An 18975-nucleotide genomic window follows, 5' to 3' on the forward strand; every position below is an offset into this window, starting at 1 on the left:
TCGTATTTTTCAATAAAAATTTTAAAAATATCAGAAGTCGGATAGAAACCACAATTTCAAATGTGATTCCTTGTTCCACTTCTATAGTCAATAGCATTAAAGAGCCCGAGATATCTATTAACATCCCGGACTCTCTGTTTATTGAATACTAAATATTATATTTCAGTAGTTTGGACTTCTTCAATAATTTCAGTATCTGGTGTTGCTTTGTCGTATTCAACGTCTCTATAACGTCTCATACCTGTACCAGCTGGAATCAATTTACCGATAATAACGTTCTCTTTAAGTCCGAGTAAGTTATCACGTTTACCTTTGATTGCTGCATCTGTAAGTACACGAGTTGTTTCTTGGAATGAAGCTGCTGATAAGAAGCTTTCAGTTTCAAGAGAAGCTTTAGTGATACCTAGTAATACTGGTTTAGCTGTTGCAGGACGTTTACGTTCTTTGAACGCTTCACGGTTAGCATCAGTAAAGCTATGAATATCTACTAATGAGCCAGGTAATAGCTTAGTATCTCCTGCTTCAATGATACGTACTTTACGTAACATTTGTCTTACCATAACTTCAACGTGTTTATCATCGATTTCAACACCTTGCATACGGTAAACTTTTTGAACTTCTTTTAATAGATAACTTTCTGTAGCATTTAAACCTGAAACAGATAAATAGTTCTTAGGTTCGATTGAACCTTCAGTAAGTACTTCTCCACGTTCAACACCTTGTCCAACTTCTACTTTCAATCTTGAAGTACCAGAAGCTAGATAAGATTTCGTTTCGTTAGCACCTTTAATTACGATTTCTTGTTGACGATCTTTAGCAAGTTTGATGTCATCAACGACACCTTCGATTTCAGTAATCACAGCTTGACCTTTAGGATTACGTGCTTCGAAGATCTCTTGGATACGAGGAAGACCTTGTGTGATATCGCTACCTGCTACACCACCTGTATGGAATGTACGCATTGTAAGCTGTGTACCTGGTTCACCAATTGATTGGGCAGCAATTGTACCAACTGCTTCACCAACTTCAACTTTTTCACCAGTCGCAAGGTTTTTACCGTAACATTTTTCACATACACCATGACGTGTATTACATGTAAATGCTGAACGGATATACATTTCCTCTATACCTGCATCTGTGATTTTCTTAGCGATGTCTGGTGTAACTAATTGATCTGGGTTAACAATGACCTCATCTGTTTCTGGATGACGGATTGTTTCTTTAGAATAACGACCTTCAATACGTTCGATGAATGGTTCAATCATTTCTGTACCTTCTTTTATGTCAGAAACAAGTAAGCCACGGTCAGTACCACAATCTTCTTCACGGACGATAACATCTTGAGCCACGTCAACAAGACGACGAGTAAGATAACCTGAATCGGCAGTCTTAAGTGCTGTATCGGCAAGACCTTTACGAGCACCATGAGTAGAGATGAAGTATTCTAATACCGTTAAACCTTCACGGAATGATGAAGTGATTGGTAATTCAATAATCTCACCAGATGGTGCAGCCATAAGTCCACGCATACCAGCCAACTGTGTAAAGTTAGATGCGTTACCACGGGCACCAGAGTCACTCATCATGAAGATTGGGTTCGTTTCTTCAAGTGATCCCATTAGTTCGTTTTGAATTTGGTCTTTTGCGTCAGTCCAAATTTCAATTACAGCATTGTAACGTTCAAAATCAGTGATTAAACCACGATTGAATTGTTTCGTTACTTTTTCAACTAATTTTTCATGTTCATCAAGGATGTCTTGTTTATCTGGTAATACCACGATATCAGATACACCAACAGTAATACCTGCTTTAGATGAGAACTTGAATCCTAAGTCCTTCATTCTATCTAACATCATTGACGTATCAGTGATACTGAAACGGTTAAATACTTCAGCAATAACATTTCCTAAGAAATTCTTGTTGAACGGTTTGATTAATTCTTGCTCGTCAAAGTAAGCTTTTAATCCGCCTTCACTAATTTCAGTTGGCGCAATGAAATATCTTTCCGGTGTTTTATTTTCTAAGTTTGTTTGTGTTGGTTCATTAATATATGCAAATGAATCTGGAATGATTTCATTGAATATTACTTTACCAACAGAAGTTAGCAAGATTTTTTTGTTTTGCTCTTCAGTAAATGTTGGATTGTTAAATGATGATGCATGTACACCAATACGTGTATGCAAGTGAACATAACCATTTGCATAAGCTTTGAGTACTTCATTTGTATCATTGTAAATCGTACCAGTATTCACAGCATCTTTACGCTCAAGAGTTAGGTAATAGTTACCTAATACCATATCTTGTGATGGCGTAACAACTGGTTTACCATCTTTAGGGTTCAAGATGTTTTGCGCAGCTAACATTAACATACGCGCTTCAGCTTGTGCTTCTTTAGATAATGGTACGTGAACAGCCATTTGGTCACCATCAAAGTCAGCGTTGTAAGCTGTTGTAGCAAGTGGATGTAGACGAATCGCACGACCTTCAACTAATGTAGGTTCGAATGCTTGGATACCTAATCTGTGAAGTGTAGGGGCACGGTTTAAAAGAACTGGATGTTCTTTAATTACATCTTCTAATACGTCCCATACTTCGTCATCCATACGCTCAATTTTACTTTTCGCATTTTTGATGTTTGTTGCAATTTCACGTTGTACTAATTCTTTCATTATGAATGGTTTGAACAACTCGAGTGCCATTTCTTTAGGCAGACCACATTGATACATCTTCAAGTTTGGTCCAACTGCAATAACTGAACGACCTGAGTAGTCAACACGTTTACCTAATAAGTTTTGACGGAAACGACCTTGTTTACCTTTTAACATATGTGAAAGTGATTTTAATGGGCGGTTACCTGGTCCAGTAACTGGACGGCCACGACGACCATTATCAATAAGTGCATCAACAGCTTCTTGTAACATACGTTTTTCGTTTTGAACGATGATGCCAGGAGCACCTAAGTCTAATAAACGTTTTAAACGGTTATTACGGTTGATAACACGACGATATAAATCGTTTAAATCACTTGTTGCAAAACGGCCACCATCTAATTGAACCATTGGTCTGATTTCAGGTGGAATAATAGGAAGTACGTCTAAAATCATCCATGCTGGATTATTACCAGAATGTCTAAATGATTCAACAACTTCTAAACGTTTAATCGCACGTGTAAGTCTTTGACCAGTAGCTGATTCTAACTCATCACGTAAATGTTTAAGTTCAGCATCTAAGTCTATTTCTTCAAGTAATTCTTTAATACCTTCAGCACCCATTTTAGCAGTGAATTTGCCTGGGAATTTATCGTAGTACTCTCTAAATTCTGCTTCAGATAACAATGTCTTTTTCTCTAAACCAGTTGGACCTGGATTTACAACAACGTATGAAGCAAAGTAAATAACTTCTTCTAACGCTCTTGGTGACATGTCTAATAATAGACCCATACGACTTGGAATACCTTTGAAGTACCAAATGTGAGATACAGGTGCAGCTAATTCAATGTGCCCCATTCTTTCACGGCGCACTTTAGATTTAGTTACTTCTACGCCACATCTGTCACAAACCATACCTTTATAACGTACACGTTTGTATTTACCACAACTACATTCCCAGTCTTTTGTAGGTCCAAATATTCTTTCACAGAATAGACCATCTTTTTCTGGTTTTAAAGTACGATAGTTAATTGTTTCTGGCTTTTTAACCTCACCAAAAGACCATGAACGGATTTTTTCGGGTGAAGCAAGTCCTATTTTCATATAATGGAAATTATTTACATCAATCAAGGAGCCTACCTCCTTCAATTTAGATTAGCTGTGCAAATTGATTGATTGCTCTATATCAATAATAGAATAACCGATGTAGAGAGTTAGTCCATTATTGAACTTTATCTCTACAAGGCTTATTCGTTTATAAACTTAAATGCAATTAGTCTGTAACTTCTTTTTGTGATTGCGGTGCATCTTTTTGTTGAAGATCCACTTTACGCTCAACGACATCATCATCTTCATTGTCTTGCATGTCAATTTCATTGTCATGCTCGTCCATGATTTTAACGTCTAGGCCTAAACTTTGTAATTCTTTCATCAATACTCGGAATGATTCTGGAACTCCAGGTTTAGTGATGTTTTCACCTTTAACAATAGATTCGTATGTCTTAACACGACCTACTGTATCATCTGATTTGTAAGTTAAAATTTCTTGAAGTGTATATGCAGCACCGTAAGCTTCAAGTGCCCATACTTCCATCTCACCGAAACGTTGTCCACCGAATTGTGCTTTACCACCAAGCGGTTGTTGCGTTACTAATGAGTATGGTCCAGTTGAACGCGCATGTAATTTATCGTCAACCATGTGTGCTAGTTTCAACATGTACATAACGCCGACTGAAATTCTGTTATCGAATGGTTCACCAGTACGTCCATCGTATAATACGGTTTTTCCGTCACGAGCCATACCAGCTTCTTCGATTGTTGACCATACGTCTTCATCACTCGCACCATCAAATACTGGTGATGCAACATGGATACCTAAGTTTTTAGCAGCCATACCTAAGTGTAGCTCTAATACTTGTCCGATATTCATACGTGATGGTACACCTAGAGGGTTCAACATGATATCAATTGGTGTACCGTCTGGTAGATACGGCATGTCTTCTTCAGGAACAAGTTTTGAAATTACACCCTTGTTACCATGACGACCACACATCTTATCTCCTACGTGAATTTTACGTTTTTGAACGATATAAACACGAACTAATTGATTAACACCTGGAGATAACGTGTCATCTCCTTCTTCACGGTTAAAGACTTTAACATCTAGAACAATACCACCTGCACCATGAGGTACGCGTAATGATGTATCGCGGACTTCACGTGCTTTTTCACCAAAGATTGCGTGTAATAAACGTTCTTCTGCAGTTAATTCTGTTACACCTTTAGGCGTTACTTTACCTACTAAGATGTCTCCATCATTAACTTCAGCGCCGACGTATACAATACCACGGTCATCTAAGTTTTTAAGCGCACTATCTGAAACATTTGGAATATCACGTGTGATTTCTTCAGGTCCTAGTTTAGTATCACGTGCTTCTGATTCATACTCTTCAATATGGATAGAAGTATATACGTCATCTTTAACTAGGCGTTCACTCATGATTACGGCATCCTCATAGTTGTAACCGTCCCAAGTCATGAAACCAACAACTACGTTTCTACCTAATGCCATTTCACCAAGTTCCATAGATGGACCGTCAGCTAAAATTTCGCCTCTTGTCACTACGTCACCAGAAGCAACGATAGGTCTTTGGTTATAACATGTACCAGTGTTTGAACGTTTGAACTTAGCTAATGGATAGCGATCTAATTCGCCTTCATATTCTTGACCATCTTCTTCGATAAGTTGACGAACAAGGATTTCATTAGATTCAACGTGCTCAACACGACCTTTGCGTTTTGCAACAATTGCTGCACCAGAGTCACGTGCTGCCACGTGCTCCATACCTGTACCAACAAATGGTGATTCCGGGTTCATCAATGGCACTGCTTGACGTTGCATGTTTGCACCCATCAATGCGCGGTTAGAGTCATCGTTTTCTAAGAAAGGAATACATGCTGTCGCAGCAGAAACAACTTGTTTTGGTGATACGTCCATGTAATCCATTTTTTCTTTAGCCATAACTGTGTTATTACCACGGAAACGACAAACAACTTCATCATCTAAGAAACGACCATTTTCATCTAATTTAGAGTTGGCTTGTGCGACCACATAGCTATCCTCTTCATCAGCTGTTAAGTAATCGATTTGATCAGTAATGCTGTTTGTTTCAAGATCTACCTTACGATACGGTGTTTCAATGAAACCAAATTCATTCACACGTGCATAACTAGACAATGAGTTGATAAGACCAATGTTAGGTCCCTCAGGTGTTTCGATTGGACACATACGACCATAGTGAGAATAGTGAACGTCACGTACTTCCATTTGAGCACGTTCACGTGTTAAACCACCAGGTCCTAGAGCAGATAAACGACGTTTGTGCGTTAACTCTGCTAATGGATTAGCTTGGTCCATGAATTGTGATAATTGTGAACTACCAAAGAATTCTTTAATAGATGCAATAACAGGACGTATATTGATTAATTGTTGTGGCGTTACAGAATCTGTGTCTTGAATAGACATTCTTTCACGTACCACACGCTCCATTCTTGATAAACCAATACGGAATTGGTTTTGTAACAATTCACCTACTGAACGTAGACGACGATTACCAAGGTGGTCAATATCATCTGTGAAACCAATACCACTTAATAAGTTAAAGAAGTATGACATTGATGAAATAATGTCTGCTGGAGTAATACATTTCACTTCTGAATCAGGGAATGCATTACCAATCACTGTTGTTGTACGTCCCTCTTCATCATTAGGAACATAAACTTTAATTGATTGAATCTCAACAGGTTCATCAATTACTGTACCTTCTAATTCAAAGACTTCACTGTTAGCATTTGATTCTAGTACATCCATGATTTCATCTAAATTACGACGATCAAGTACAGTACCTTCTTCAGCTACGATTTCACCTGTTTCTGAATTAACAATTGGTTCTGCTAATTTTTGGTTAAACAAGCGATGTTTTAAATGAAGTTTTTTGTTTGCTTTATAACGACCTACACTTGCTAAGTCATAACGTTTCGGATCGAAGAAACGTGAGTATAAAAGACTCTTAGCATTTTCAACTGTAGGTGGTTCACCAGGGCGTAAACGCTCATAGATTTCTAATAGCGCTTGATCTGTGTTTTCTGTACCATCTTTTTCTAACGTATTACGTAAATATTCATTTTCACCTAAAAGATCAACGATTTCTTGATCAGTAGAGAAACCTAAAGCACGTAATAATACTGTTAATGGTAACTTTCTAGTTCTATCAATACGGACGTATACAACATCTTTAGCATCAGTTTCATATTCTAACCATGCACCACGGTTTGGAATAATAGTTGCGTCGAAGTTTGTACGGCCGTTTTTATCTAGTTTTTCATTGAAGTATACGGATGGTGAACGAACTAGTTGTGATACGATAACACGTTCAGCACCGTTAATTACGAATGTACCTGTATCTGTCATTAATGGGAAATCGCCCATAAACACTTCTTGTTCTTTTACTTCGCCAGTTTCTTTGATAATTAAACGCACTTTAACACGTAGAGGTGCAGAATACGTTGTATCACGGTTTTTTGATTCTTCTAAATCATATTTCGGTTCTCCGAGTCTATAATCTACAAACTCTAAAGATAGATTGCCTGTGAAATCTTCAATCGGTGAAATGTCTCTAAACATTTCTAATAAACCTTCTTCTAAGAACCAATCGTAAGACTTAGTTTGAATCTCAATTAAATTCGGTAATTCTAATACCTCTGAAATTCTCGCATAGTTTCTACGTTTACGATGTCTTCCATATTGGACAAATTGACCTGCCAAACAGATTCACCCCTCAAAAATTGCGTGTTTACTTTTAGTAAATCACCAAATATAATTAGACAAAAAGAAAACGGTAGCATACTTATGACACCATTTTCTATTTCACCTTATATACATTGTTAATTTATACGTAAAAGTACACACTTATTGAACATAAATTTTTACATTCTATTACTATATCAGAATACAGCTACTTAATCAACCTTTTACACTTCTTAAAATGTAATAGCCTTTGCTTTTTTCTAATACTTCAACGTTATCGAATGTGTCTTGCATTTTTTTCTTTGCAGATGGCATACCTTGCTTTTTTTGAATTACTACAAAAAGTTCACCATCAAGTTTTAATTTAACATAAGCGTCTTCCAAAATGCGATGGACAACTTCTTTCCCTGCTCTAATCGGTGGATTAGTAAGGACGAAGTCATACGTGTTGTCTTCTACTTGTGATAAACCATCACTTTCTTTAACTTTAACATTGTCTATACGGTTTCTTTTTTTATTTTTTCTTGATAAATTTAGCGCGCGTTGATTCACATCAACCATTGTCACTTCGTGGTGTGGGGAAACTTTCGCAATCATTAAACCGATAGGGCCATAGCCACAACCAACATCTATGATATTCTTTGTAGGACCAGGGGGATATGTTTTCAAAAAAGTTTTCACTAGTAAATCAGATCCAAAATCTATTTTCCCTTTTGAAAATACACCAGCATCTGTTACAAGTTCTAAATCATGGTTATCGTAGGAGTACGTAAAAAGCGATTCATCACTTTCTACTTCAGGATTTTCATCATAATAATGACTCATGACTACACCTCTTTTAATCTAATTCGTCTTAGATTAATAATATACCCAAATATTTTAAATTTCGACTTTAAAGCCTTTATTTAAATATTGAAAATAGGCAATAGATAAAATAAGATAAAACCCCGTTATAGTAATAACGGGGTTTTCATTTCTCAAAGATTTCAGATAGTCCATAATACACTTAATATTAACGTACCAAAGCAGTCAATGTATTAAGCTACAAGAACTATCTTCCATATATAATTATCAACTGTTAACCAGCAGGAATTATTTTAATTCTACTGTAGCGCCAGCTTCTTCTAATGTTTCTTTAAGTTGTTCAGCTTCTTCTTTAGGTAAAGCTTCTTTAACTACTTTAGGAGCTCCGTCAACTAATTCTTTAGCGTCTTTTAATCCTAAGCCAGTAGCTTCTTTAACAGCTTTAACGACTTTGATTTTTGATGATCCAGCTGAAGTTAATTCAACATCGAAATCAGTTTTTTCAGCTTCAGCGTCTCCGCCACCAGCTGCGCCTGCTGCTGCTACTGGAGCTGCTGCAGTTACACCAAATTCTTCTTCAATTGCTTTTACTAAGTCGTTTAATTCTAAAACTGACATTTCTTTAATCGCTTCAATGATTTGTTCTTGATTAGCCATTTTTAATATTCCTCCATTAATTTTAATTAGTTTATGCGCAATTATTCAGCGCTTTCTTCTTTAGATTCTTTCTCTTCTCCAACAGCTTTAACCGCATAAGCGAAGTTGCGTACTGGAGCTTGTAATACTGATAATAGCATAGAAACAAGACCGTCGTGTGATGGTAATGTACCAACAGTGTTAACTTCTTCTGCAGAAATAACGTTGCCTTCCATAACACCTGTTTTAATTTCTAATGCTTGATGTTCTTTTGCAAATCCTGCGATAACTTTTGCTGGAGCAACAACATCTTCTGTTGAAGTAGCAACTGCAGTAGGACCTACTAAGAATTCATCTAAACCGTCGATACCAGCTTTTTCTGCTGCACGGCGAACCATAGTGTTTTTGTAAACTTTGTACTCAACACCAGCTTCACGTAATTGAGAACGTAATTCAGTTACTTCAGCAACGCTTAGACCACGATAGTCAACGATAACTGTAGATACTGAGTTTTTAAGTTGTTCAGCAATAATATCAACTTCTTGTTTTTTTGCATCGATGATAGCAGACATTTAGACACCTCCATAGATTTTAGTTTGGTGCTTTTAATTTTGAAGTAATCATTAACGAATCGTATTCGCTTGGTATTACTCAATAAAAAAAGCACTTTCTACCCGTGGCAAAAAGTGCTTGAAAGATCTAAATTCTTCACGTTCAAGTCAATTTTAGCCTCGGTAGGATTTAATTTTAAGTTATTACTAACTCCTACTGTCTTAGGTAAAATAATACATTAACCAATATAACTAAATTAATGTACTATGTCAATATTTTTTTAAAGGCTGAAAGCATAAACTTTCAGCCTAAGTAACTTTTATTTTAATAGATTAAAGTTTGATGCTTGAAGTATCAACTTTAACTCCAGGACCCATTGTTGTAGTTACAGCAATAGATTTGAAGTACGTACCTTTAGCTGAAGCAGGTTTTGCTTTAGTTAATACGTCTTGTAAAGCTCTGAAGTTTTCAACAAGTTTGTCTGTATCAAATGATGTTTTACCAATTGATGCGTGAACAATACCTGATTTCTCAGCACGGTATTCTACTTTACCAGCTTTGATTTCTTCAACTGCTTTTTTAACGTCCATAGTTACTGTTCCAGTTTTAGGGTTTGGCATTAAACCTTTAGGTCCTAATACACGACCAAGTTTACCAACTTCACCCATCATGTCTGGTGTAGCTACTACTACGTCAAAATCAAACCAACCTTGTTGGATTTTTTCTACATATTCGCCTTCGCCAACGAAATCTGCACCTGCTGCTTCTGCTTCAGCTGCTTTTTCTCCTTTAGCGAACACTAATACACGTTGTGATTTACCAGTACCATTTGGTAGCACTACTGCTCCACGGATTTGTTGGTCGTTTTTACGTGTATCAATACCTAAACGGAATGCTACTTCAACTGATGCGTCAAAGTTAGCAATGTTTGTTTCTTTAGCTAGTTCAACAGCTTCTTGTACATCGTAATGTTTTAAGCGGTCGATTTTGCTAGCTGCTTCTTGATATCTTTTGCTTTTTTTAGCCATTTCATGTTCCTCCTTTAGTGGTTTTAGCGGAATTTCCTCCCACATTTACTTGCTTTCACAAGTTAAGAGCAGATAACAGAGAGGTTTAAATTATGTTTTATCTTAGAATTAAATTCCTTAATAAATGACATTTTTCCTCATATTACGACAATATTGAACGCTGTCATCATGTTTGTCATTTCTGTCATCTGCTTCTATCGTCAATCTATATATTCATTAATGTTTTTATTATTGAACTGTGATTCCCATACTACGAGCAGTACCTTCAATGATACGAACTGCCGCTTCTTCGTCTGAAGCGTTTAAATCTTGCATTTTTTGGTTCGCAATTTCACGTACTTGATCTTTAGTTACTGTAGCAACTTTGTTTTTATTAGGTTCGCCTGAACCTTTTTCAACGCCTGCTGCTTTTTTAAGTAATACTGGAGCCGGTGGTGTTTTTGTAATGAATGTAAATGAACGGTCTTCATAAACACTGATTTCTACCGGAATGATTAAACCTGCGTCTTCTTGTGTACGTGCGTTGAATTCCTTACAGAATCCCATAATGTTCACACCCGCTTGACCTAATGCTGGACCAACTGGTGGTGCTGGATTTGCTTTCCCTGCAGGAATTTGTAATTTAACTACTTTTTCTACTTTTTTAGCCACGATGTGCACCTCCTTGATATCGTGATGTGGTCACAGGACTGAGTTTTGTCCTCCCACTCTTCTACATTTCGTGACGAAATGAACGCTCTATGAGCGCGACCACAGTATTATAACATTAATCCATTACGTAAAGCAATGGTAAAATGTAAGTTTTTTTATAGAACCCCTTATCATTTTAATGATTAGGGGTTCTTAACGCATGAGCCCTGCTCAGGTGTTCCTCTAACTTTATCATTTTAATGATTAGGGGTTCTTAACGCATGTAAAGTAATACTTCTTGCTTTAGCAAGTCTAGTATTACTTATATAAGTGCTATAGCATTTATATATCTTTATAATTTTTCTACTTGATCAAATTCCACTTCTACTGGCGTTTCTCTACCAAACATGTCTACAAGAACAGTAAGTTTGAATTTATCGGTTTCAATTTCTTGAATTTCTCCAACTTGGTTAGCAAACGGACCTGATTTAATTCTCACTTGCTCACCTAATTCAACTTGGACATCGATTGTTTTCTCTTTCATGCCCATTTGTTTAAGAATGAAACGTGCTTCTTCAGGAAGCAATGGATTAGGTTTTGATCCAGCACCAGCTGAACCAACAAATCCTGTTACACCAGGTGTATTTCTTACTATATACCATGATTCATCAGTCATAACTAGTTCGACTAACACATAACCAGGGAAAGTTTTTTTACTTAATGTTTTGGCTTTGCCATCTTTAACTTGTGTCTCTTCTTCTTCTGGTATAACAACTCTGAATATTTTTTCAGTCATATTCATAGATTCAACACGTTTTTCTAAATTCTTTTTAACTTTATTCTCATAACCAGAATAAGTATGCACAGCATACCAACGCTTTGCGCCAACTTCTTCAGACATGTCGTCACTCCTATCTATTTAATTAATTCTATAATTCTACCAATTCCTAAGTCTAAGGCATAGAAGAACACTAAGAAAAATACTACTGTAGCTACAACAATGACTGTGTATTTAAATAATTCTTCTTTCGTTGGCCAACTTGTCTTTTCCATTTCTGACTTTACGCCTTGGAAGAAATTTTCTTTTTTAGCCATTTATAAGACCTCCGTATATTTCGTTATTCCTTATTTGCTTATTCCATACAACAAATCAAGCAAATACAATACTCTCAACTTAAATGGAAGGGCATATTTACTCAATCGTGAACTTTCATATGTCGTTATATTATTTTGATTCCTTGTGCATCGTATGTGCATTACATCTCGAACAAAACTTTTTCAATGCTAATCTAGATGCAAGATTACTTTGTTTGGGAACGTTATAATTTCTACTACCACATACATCGCAATTTAATGGTACTTTTTTCATTAGACTTCCCCTTACTCATTATAATACCAATCTACTATACATAACATCTAAGTCAATTGTCAATCTTCAAACACGTACCTATTCATACCATACAATCCTTTGAATTGCTCTGATTAATAACCATCTAGATGACGTCTTAATTTTATTTTACAACGATGTATCGCATTGTAAACTACTTTCTTCGGTACAGCTAATAATTCTGCAATTTCTTTTGGCTTGTAATCTTTCAATAAGTAAATGACAACCATTTGTTCTAACTTAGTTAAGTTTAACACACATTGTTGGATACATTCTCCTACTTCTATAGCTAAGATATGCTTGTCGATAGGGCGTTCCACCTTACTATTATTGTAGGACACTATAAACTCATTAATCAATAATGTTTGCCTTTCATAACCATAAAACTTCTTACGAATATAGTCATTTTTAACATTCTTAATAACACGATTTACATAATGTTCAATTGGTATAGTACCTTTAAAGTCAAAATGCCTAAACGCTTGAAAAAGTTTGATCAGCACCTCTTGGCACAAATCTTCTTGATCATTTGGATGAACAGAAAAATGTTTTAACCTTTTACGAATTAAAGGTATAAGTGTTGTAAATATTTTAGGTAAATCATGCTTTTCAAAAATATTTTGCTCTGCATTTGTTGAGGCTGTAAATTCAAGGTTGTTCGGTTCTAACATAGCAGCTTCCTTTCTTCAAAAGTAAAGATAGGATACAGCGACTATGCTCCAAAAATCAAGTGGGCAATAATGTTATTGATGATTATCCCCACGTCTAAGTTTTTCAAATTCTTCTAAAATCTCATTTGAAAGCTCTATCCTTGTTCGTGGTTTTTGTTCATTAAAGCCATCTAGCTTTTTAGATACAGACACTTCATTTTCTCTTAAGTCTCTCCACATCTCTCTTGAAGATACACGATATGCTCCAGCACCAAATATCGCATGTTGCTCACTCATATCACTCGTGACAACTGTAATGTGACGAGTATGTTTATCATATAAGTCGTACACATAACGTTCAATATAGCTATCTGCTGTTTCTTTTTCTTTTGTGAATATTGTTTTAACGCCATGGTACATATATTCAGAATGGGCACCCGATTGCTCATAAGCATCAAACACACAGACAACTTCATCAGCAATCACTGCATTGTAGTTCGCTATTGCTATAAGCAATTGTTCGCGTGCTTCCTCAAGATTATCTTGCGCAATACGGCTCAACTCTTGTGAATAACCAATCATATTATATCCATCAATGATTAAGTACCTATCCTTCATACCTTATCTCCAATGTTGTTACGTTTACGAAATACCTCGTACATCATTAAACTTGCTGCTACTGAGGCATTCAAGCTGTTTACATGTCCAACCATCGGAATGTTGATGTAAAAATCACATTTGTCTTTCACTAGACGACTCATACCTTGGCCTTCACTACCAATAACGATTGCTAACGGCATTGCTACATCCATTTCTCTATAGTCTGTAGAGTTTTCCGCTTCTGTACCTACGACCCAATAGCCGTTGTCTTTTAATGTTTCAATTGTATTAGCTAAATTTGTCACTCTCATAACTGGTATATGCTGAATGGCACCAGTTGATGCTTTAGCGACAGTTTGTGTTAACGCTACTGAACGTCTCTTAGGTATGATGACACCATCAACGCCTGATGCATCTGCCGTTCGCAGGATAGAACCTAAATTATGAGGGTCCTCTAAACCGTCTAGTATTAACACCGTAGATAGTTTGTCTTGCGCTTTTTGCTTCTCTAAAAACGCATCAAAATCCGTATATTCATATGGTGCGATATAAGCCGCTATCCCTTGGTGAGGGGCATCAGATAATCCATCAATTTTTGATTTTGGTACTGATTGAACTATGATTTTTCTACTATTTGCTTTTTTTAATATTTCATTGATTTGGCCTTTTTTGATAGTATCTTGAATTAAAATTTTATTAATTGTATGGCCTGAAACGATTGCTTCTTTTACAGCATGTCGCCCAACGATTACGATCTCTTCCATATTATCACTACCTTTCGTTTACATTTTGTACGACGCTTTCCAATAAAGCAGTCAAACGCGCTTGTTCTTTTTCTAAATATAAATAGCCAATGACTGCTTCTAAGCCCGAACTTTTTCTATATGTTTGTATATCTGTATTTTTAGCCTTGGTATAACTTTTAGCGTTTCTGCCTCGACGAACGATATCTAATTCATCTTCAGTAAACCAATTGTTTTCCATTAAAAATTCAAGCGTCTGTGCCTGACTTTTAGCGGAGACATAGCGTTTTGCTTCTTGATGTAATCGATTAGGTTTTGCTTTTAATTTTAGTACGATATATTCCCTTACGTGTTGGTCTAAAACTGCATCACCCATATAAGCAAGTGTTAGTGGATTTAATAGTTTATTGTCAATATTAGCCACGTTTAAATCTCACACCTTGAGTCGTGTCTTCTAGTATAATGTTTTGTGCTTTTAATTGGTCTCGAATTTCATCAGCACGTGCAAAGTCTTTTTCTTTACGAGCATTGTTTCGTTCTTCAATTAAAGCTTCAACTTGCTCATCTAACAATTCGTCACTGGCATTATCTTTTAATGGAATACCAAGTACGTCGCTAAATATTTGGTATACTTCCTTAAATCGCGCTAAGACTTTTACCGAAGTAGTGTTTTCTAACACATATTTATTAGCTAATTTCGCTAAATCATACCAAGCTGTAATCGCATTTGCAGTATTAAAGTCATCGTTCATCACAGTTTCAAACTGCTTTAAAATATTGTCGATTTCAGTAATGTATGCAGATTGGTCTTCCACATCTGTTGCAATTGCTTCACGTTCTTCAATAGCTTGATAACTATTACGCACACGTTCCAAGCCACTTTTCGCCGCTTCTACAAGTTCCATATTATAATTAATTGGACTTCTATAATGCACACTAATCATGAAAAAGCGTAAAACGTCTGGATCAATTTGTTTAATAATGTCATGCACTAATACAAAGTTACCTAACGACTTACTCATCTTTTCATTATCTATATTAATAAATCCGTTATGCATCCAATAATTAGCGAAAGGTGCATGGTTATGTGCTTCTGACTGTGCAATTTCATTTTCGTGGTGAGGGAATTGTAAATCTGTTCCACCTGCGTGAATATCAATTGTCGCGCCTAGTTCATGGTATGCCATAACTGAACATTCAATGTGCCAGCCTGGTCTACCTTCTCCAAACGGGCTGTCCCAACTAATTTCGCCTGGCTTAGCCTTTTTCCACAATGTGAAATCTAAAGCATCTTCTTTCTGTTCACCCTGTTCGATACGTGCGCCCACTTTTAAGTCGTTTAGTGACTGATGACTTAATTTGCCATAATCTTCAAATTTCCGTGTTCTAAAGTAAACATCGCCACCACTTTCATATGCATTGCCTTCATCTACAAGTTCTTTTATAAACTTGATTATATCGTCCATGTGATTCATTACACGTGGGTTTGATGTTGCTTTTTTTACATTTAAAGCACCTACATCTTCATAAAACGCTTTGATGTAACGATCCGCAATCGTTTCAACTGATTCATCTAGCTCCTTAGAACGCTTGATTAATTTGTCATCCACATCAGTGAAGTTAGATACATAAATGACTTCATAGCCTTGATATTCAAAATATCTTCTTACTACGTCATAGTTTATTGCTGGTCTTGCATTTCCAATATGGATGTAATTATACACTGTTGGTCCACAAACATACATTTTCACTTTACCTGGCTCAATAGGTTCGAACGTCTCTTTTTGACGTGTTAATGTATTATATAATGTAATCATCTTGAATCTCTCCATTTCTTGTTTTCTCAAGTTGTTTTTCTAACTCTTTTAATTGCTCGTAAATTGGGTCAGGTAAATTACGGTGGTCAAACGTTTTCCCGATACGTCTGCCATCTTGTTTCACGATATGTCCTGGTATACCTACTACAGTTGAATAACTTGGCACTGAATTTAACACTACTGAATTAGCCCCGATATTCACGTTAGCATTAATTGTTATATTACCAAGCACTTTTGCGCCTGCAGCAATTAATACATTATCACCGATGTCTGGGTGCCGTTTCCCTTTCTCTTTACCCGTTCCACCTAATGTAACGCCTTGATAAATCGTTACATTATCACCAATACGACATGTCTCTCCAATGACTACGCCCATACCGTGATCAATAAACAAACGTCTACCGATTTGGGCACCTGGATGTATCTCAATCCCTGTAAAAAAACGTGTAATTTGAGAAATAAGTCTAGCTAAAACATACTTTTTCTTTTTATACAGTTCATGTGCAATCAAATGACTCCACACCGCATGTACACCTGCATAAGATGTAATCACCTCTAACGTAGTACGCGCAGCTGGGTCTTGTTCAAACACCATATTCACATCATCTTTAACTCTTCTTAAAAATTTAAACAAGGTTGCTACCTCCTTATAAAAAAAGCACCCCTAACTAAAATTGTTAGAGGCGCTTTTGCTTTAGCACGGTTCCACTCTTATTTTAAACACAGCCACTTGTTTAAATGCATTCGCAATGATCCAAACTAAAACGACTTTTGTTTACTCTTTAAAGTTTATTTAATTCATTTGCACAAAGGTGCATTCTGTAATTTCAGTGATGTGCTTGCAGCTACCGCACACTCTCTATACACTTTCATCACATACTAATCCTTTGCCATTTTCAATGTTAATCATAGGTTGTTTGATGTAATTTTTCAAGCATTATCAATTTAACACAATCTTTACATGCTACAACTTTACTTTAAACATATTTTTTCAAACGAGATAATACTTTTTCTCTACCTAAAACTTCAATTGTATTTGGTAGTTCAGGACCATGCATTTGGCCAGTTACAGCTACACGGATAGGCATGAATAATTGTTTGCCTTTGATACCTGTCTCTTTTTGAACTTCTTTGATTGTTTTTTTAATTTCTGTCGCTTCAAATGGTTCAAGCACTTCTAATTTACCATATAAATGATTCATAAGTTCAGGTACGTGTTCACCATTTATCACTTCTTGCTCATCGTCACCTAAAATTTGTTCATCGCGGAAGAATAGCTCTGATAAAGGTACGATTTCTCCAGCGTAACTCATTTCTTTTTGGTAAAGTGCTACAAGTTTACGTCCCCAATCTAAATCTTCTTCAGTTGGGTTTTCAGGAATTAACTCTGCTTTAATTAAATGTGGCAAGGCTAATTCAAATACCGTTTCACTATCTTTTTGTTTCATGTATTGGTTGTTAACCCAAGCTAGTTTTTGTTTATCGAAAAATGCTGGTGATTTAGATAAACGTTTTTCATCAAAAATCTTAATGAATTCTTCTGGAGAATAAATTTCATCTTCACCTTCTGGTGACCAACCTAATAGCGTAATAAAGTTAAACAATGCTTCTGGTAAATAACCTAAATCACGATATTGTTCGATGAATTGTAAGATTTGTCCATCACGTTTACTTAATTTTTTACGTTCTTCATTGACTATAAGTGACATATGGGCAAATCTAGGCGCTTCCCAACCAAACGTTTCAAAAATCATTAATTGCTTTGGTGTATTAGAAATATGGTCGTCTCCACGAATTACGTCAGAAATTTCCATATAATGATCGTCTATTGCTACAGCAAAGTTATAAGTAGGTACGCCGTCTTTCTTAACGATGACCCAGTCACCCATGTTATTTGAATCAAACGAAATTTCACCTTTTACCATGTCATCAAATGAGAATGTGGTATCTTTTGGTACACGGAAACGTATAGATGGTTGACGACCTTCAGCTTCGAACTGTTGACGTTCTTCTTCTGTTAAGTGGGCATGTTTACCACCGTAACGAGGCATTTCACCACGTGCTATTTGTTGTTCACGCTCTTCTTCTAATTCGTCTTCTGTCATATAACATTTATAGGCTTTATCTTCATCTAATAATTGCTGAATTAATGGGTTATAAATTTCTGCACGTTCTGACTGACGATAAGGGCCATAACCTTTATCTTTATCTACAGATTCATCCCATTCTATGCCTAACCATTTTAAATTATCAAATTGTGATGATTCTCCATCAACTAAGTTACGTTTACTATCCGTATCTTCAATACGAATTACAAAATCTCCATCATAATGTTTAGCAAATAAATAGTTAAATAATGCAGTTCTTGCATTACCGATATGCAAATAGCCTGTTGGACTTGGTGCATATCTCACTCTTACACGATCACTCATTATGTTCACTCCCGTTTTAAATGTTTATTTTTATTGGTTAAGTTAATATTCAGGTTACACAAATTCACACAGTAAATAGGCTGAACGTATGTAAACTCAACTACGTGTAGTTCACCAAGAAAATAACGCTCAACTATTAATAAGTTTATGATTATCGCTTATTAATCATACCATAGCTTATAATTTTTTAAAGTATCCTAATCTAAAAAGCACTTTGCATAATTTTATACAACTGAATAAA

General features: G+C 36.0%; 17 protein-coding genes and 1 other annotated feature. All 17 genes read right to left on the minus strand.

Annotated elements, in window-relative coordinates; genetic code table 11:
- Positions 1-155 precede the first annotated feature (155 nt).
- The 17 genes from rpoC to gltX all read right to left on the minus strand — a co-directional run bounded on the left by rpoC (position 156) and on the right by gltX (position 18734).
- A complete protein-coding gene (gene rpoC / locus LG295_RS12105) occupies positions 156-3752 on the minus strand; it encodes a DNA-directed RNA polymerase subunit beta' (protein ID WP_199186503.1) in 3597 nt (1198 codons plus the stop codon).
- A 169-nt stretch (positions 3753-3921) separates the two neighbouring features.
- The gene (gene rpoB, locus LG295_RS12110) at positions 3922-7473 is read right to left on the minus strand and encodes a DNA-directed RNA polymerase subunit beta (RefSeq protein WP_107558152.1); all 3552 of its coding nucleotides are present in this window, start codon (positions 7471-7473) and stop codon (positions 3922-3924) included.
- 198 nt (positions 7474-7671) lie between these two features.
- Positions 7672-8280, minus strand: coding sequence for a class I SAM-dependent methyltransferase (locus tag LG295_RS12115; RefSeq protein WP_107558151.1), 609 nt, complete (start codon positions 8278-8280; stop codon positions 7672-7674).
- A 267-nt stretch (positions 8281-8547) separates the two neighbouring features.
- Positions 8548-8916 carry a 50S ribosomal protein L7/L12 gene (rplL, locus tag LG295_RS12120; protein ID WP_017723037.1) on the minus strand — a complete coding sequence of 123 codons (369 nt, stop codon included), beginning with the start codon at positions 8914-8916 and terminating at the stop codon, positions 8548-8550.
- Between the two features lie 41 nt (positions 8917-8957).
- Positions 8958-9467, minus strand: a complete 510-nt coding sequence (gene rplJ, locus LG295_RS12125) for a 50S ribosomal protein L10 (RefSeq protein ID WP_017723038.1) — start codon at positions 9465-9467, stop codon at positions 8958-8960.
- A 76-nt stretch (positions 9468-9543) separates the two neighbouring features.
- Positions 9544-9691, minus strand: a sequence feature (ribosomal protein L10 leader region).
- Between the two features lie 88 nt (positions 9692-9779).
- The gene (rplA, locus tag LG295_RS12130; RefSeq protein ID WP_017723039.1) at positions 9780-10475 is read right to left on the minus strand and encodes a 50S ribosomal protein L1; all 696 of its coding nucleotides are present in this window, start codon (positions 10473-10475) and stop codon (positions 9780-9782) included.
- A 228-nt stretch (positions 10476-10703) separates the two neighbouring features.
- Positions 10704-11126, minus strand: a complete 423-nt coding sequence (rplK, locus tag LG295_RS12135; RefSeq protein WP_017723040.1) for a 50S ribosomal protein L11 — start codon at positions 11124-11126, stop codon at positions 10704-10706.
- 331 nt (positions 11127-11457) lie between these two features.
- Positions 11458-12006 carry a transcription termination/antitermination protein NusG gene (nusG, locus tag LG295_RS12140; RefSeq protein WP_029377932.1) on the minus strand — a complete coding sequence of 183 codons (549 nt, stop codon included), beginning with the start codon at positions 12004-12006 and terminating at the stop codon, positions 11458-11460.
- A 14-nt stretch (positions 12007-12020) separates the two neighbouring features.
- Positions 12021-12200 carry a preprotein translocase subunit SecE gene (gene secE, locus LG295_RS12145; RefSeq protein WP_002484168.1) on the minus strand — a complete coding sequence of 60 codons (180 nt, stop codon included), beginning with the start codon at positions 12198-12200 and terminating at the stop codon, positions 12021-12023.
- A gap of 130 nt (positions 12201-12330) precedes the next feature.
- Complete coding sequence (gene rpmG / locus LG295_RS12150; protein WP_107530610.1) at positions 12331-12474, minus strand: 50S ribosomal protein L33; 144 nt, start codon at positions 12472-12474, stop codon at positions 12331-12333.
- Positions 12475-12587: 113 nt separating this feature from the next.
- On the minus strand, positions 12588-13163 hold the full coding sequence (locus LG295_RS12155) for a sigma-70 family RNA polymerase sigma factor (protein ID WP_107530611.1): 576 nt from the start codon (positions 13161-13163) through the stop codon (positions 12588-12590).
- Between the two features lie 72 nt (positions 13164-13235).
- A complete protein-coding gene (locus LG295_RS12160; RefSeq protein WP_017723043.1) occupies positions 13236-13760 on the minus strand; it encodes an NYN domain-containing protein in 525 nt (174 codons plus the stop codon).
- A complete protein-coding gene (gene rlmB / locus LG295_RS12165) occupies positions 13757-14506 on the minus strand; it encodes a 23S rRNA (guanosine(2251)-2'-O)-methyltransferase RlmB (protein ID WP_107530613.1) in 750 nt (249 codons plus the stop codon). Before rlmB ends, LG295_RS12160 begins: the two co-directional genes overlap by 4 nt.
- Positions 14507-14513: 7 nt before the next feature.
- Entirely contained in the window at positions 14514-14861 is a 348-nt protein-coding gene (locus tag LG295_RS12170; protein ID WP_199186502.1) for a Mini-ribonuclease 3, read from the minus strand.
- 40 nt (positions 14862-14901) lie between these two features.
- The gene (cysS, locus tag LG295_RS12175) at positions 14902-16302 is read right to left on the minus strand and encodes a cysteine--tRNA ligase (RefSeq protein ID WP_404475981.1); all 1401 of its coding nucleotides are present in this window, start codon (positions 16300-16302) and stop codon (positions 14902-14904) included.
- On the minus strand, positions 16286-16936 hold the full coding sequence (cysE, locus tag LG295_RS12180) for a serine O-acetyltransferase (RefSeq protein ID WP_107530615.1): 651 nt from the start codon (positions 16934-16936) through the stop codon (positions 16286-16288). The genes cysS and cysE overlap by 17 nt, the downstream gene beginning before the upstream one ends.
- A gap of 343 nt (positions 16937-17279) precedes the next feature.
- Complete coding sequence (gene gltX / locus LG295_RS12185; protein ID WP_404475983.1) at positions 17280-18734, minus strand: glutamate--tRNA ligase; 1455 nt, start codon at positions 18732-18734, stop codon at positions 17280-17282.
- Positions 18735-18975: the final 241 nt, after the last annotated feature.

The sequence above is a fragment of the Staphylococcus pseudoxylosus genome (assembly GCF_044794325.1).
Classification (GTDB): domain Bacteria; phylum Bacillota; class Bacilli; order Staphylococcales; family Staphylococcaceae; genus Staphylococcus; species Staphylococcus pseudoxylosus.

Coding starts and splice junctions, on each gene's coding strand:
- rpoC (WP_199186503.1), bottom strand. CDS start 3,752: ATGAAAATAGGACTTGCTTCACCCGAAAAAATCCGTTCATGGTCTTTT.
- LG295_RS12115 (WP_107558151.1), bottom strand. CDS start 8,280: ATGAGTCATTATTATGATGAAAATCCTGAAGTAGAAAGTGATGAATCG.
- rplL (WP_017723037.1), bottom strand. CDS start 8,916: ATGGCTAATCAAGAACAAATCATTGAAGCGATTAAAGAAATGTCAGTT.
- rplJ (WP_017723038.1), bottom strand. CDS start 9,467: ATGTCTGCTATCATCGATGCAAAAAAACAAGAAGTTGATATTATTGCT.
- rplA (WP_017723039.1), bottom strand. CDS start 10,475: ATGGCTAAAAAAAGCAAAAGATATCAAGAAGCAGCTAGCAAAATCGAC.
- nusG (WP_029377932.1), bottom strand. CDS start 12,006: ATGTCTGAAGAAGTTGGCGCAAAGCGTTGGTATGCTGTGCATACTTAT.
- secE (WP_002484168.1), bottom strand. CDS start 12,200: ATGGCTAAAAAAGAAAATTTCTTCCAAGGCGTAAAGTCAGAAATGGAA.
- rpmG (WP_107530610.1), bottom strand. CDS start 12,474: ATGAAAAAAGTACCATTAAATTGCGATGTATGTGGTAGTAGAAATTAT.
- LG295_RS12155 (WP_107530611.1), bottom strand. CDS start 13,163: ATGTTAGAACCGAACAACCTTGAATTTACAGCCTCAACAAATGCAGAG.
- LG295_RS12160 (WP_017723043.1), bottom strand. CDS start 13,760: ATGAAGGATAGGTACTTAATCATTGATGGATATAATATGATTGGTTAT.
- rlmB (WP_107530613.1), bottom strand. CDS start 14,506: ATGGAAGAGATCGTAATCGTTGGGCGACATGCTGTAAAAGAAGCAATC.
- LG295_RS12170 (WP_199186502.1), bottom strand. CDS start 14,861: ATGGGTGATGCAGTTTTAGACCAACACGTAAGGGAATATATCGTACTA.
- cysS (WP_404475981.1), bottom strand. CDS start 16,302: ATGATTACATTATATAATACATTAACACGTCAAAAAGAGACGTTCGAA.
- gltX (WP_404475983.1), bottom strand. CDS start 18,734: ATGAGTGATCGTGTAAGAGTGAGATATGCACCAAGTCCAACAGGCTAT.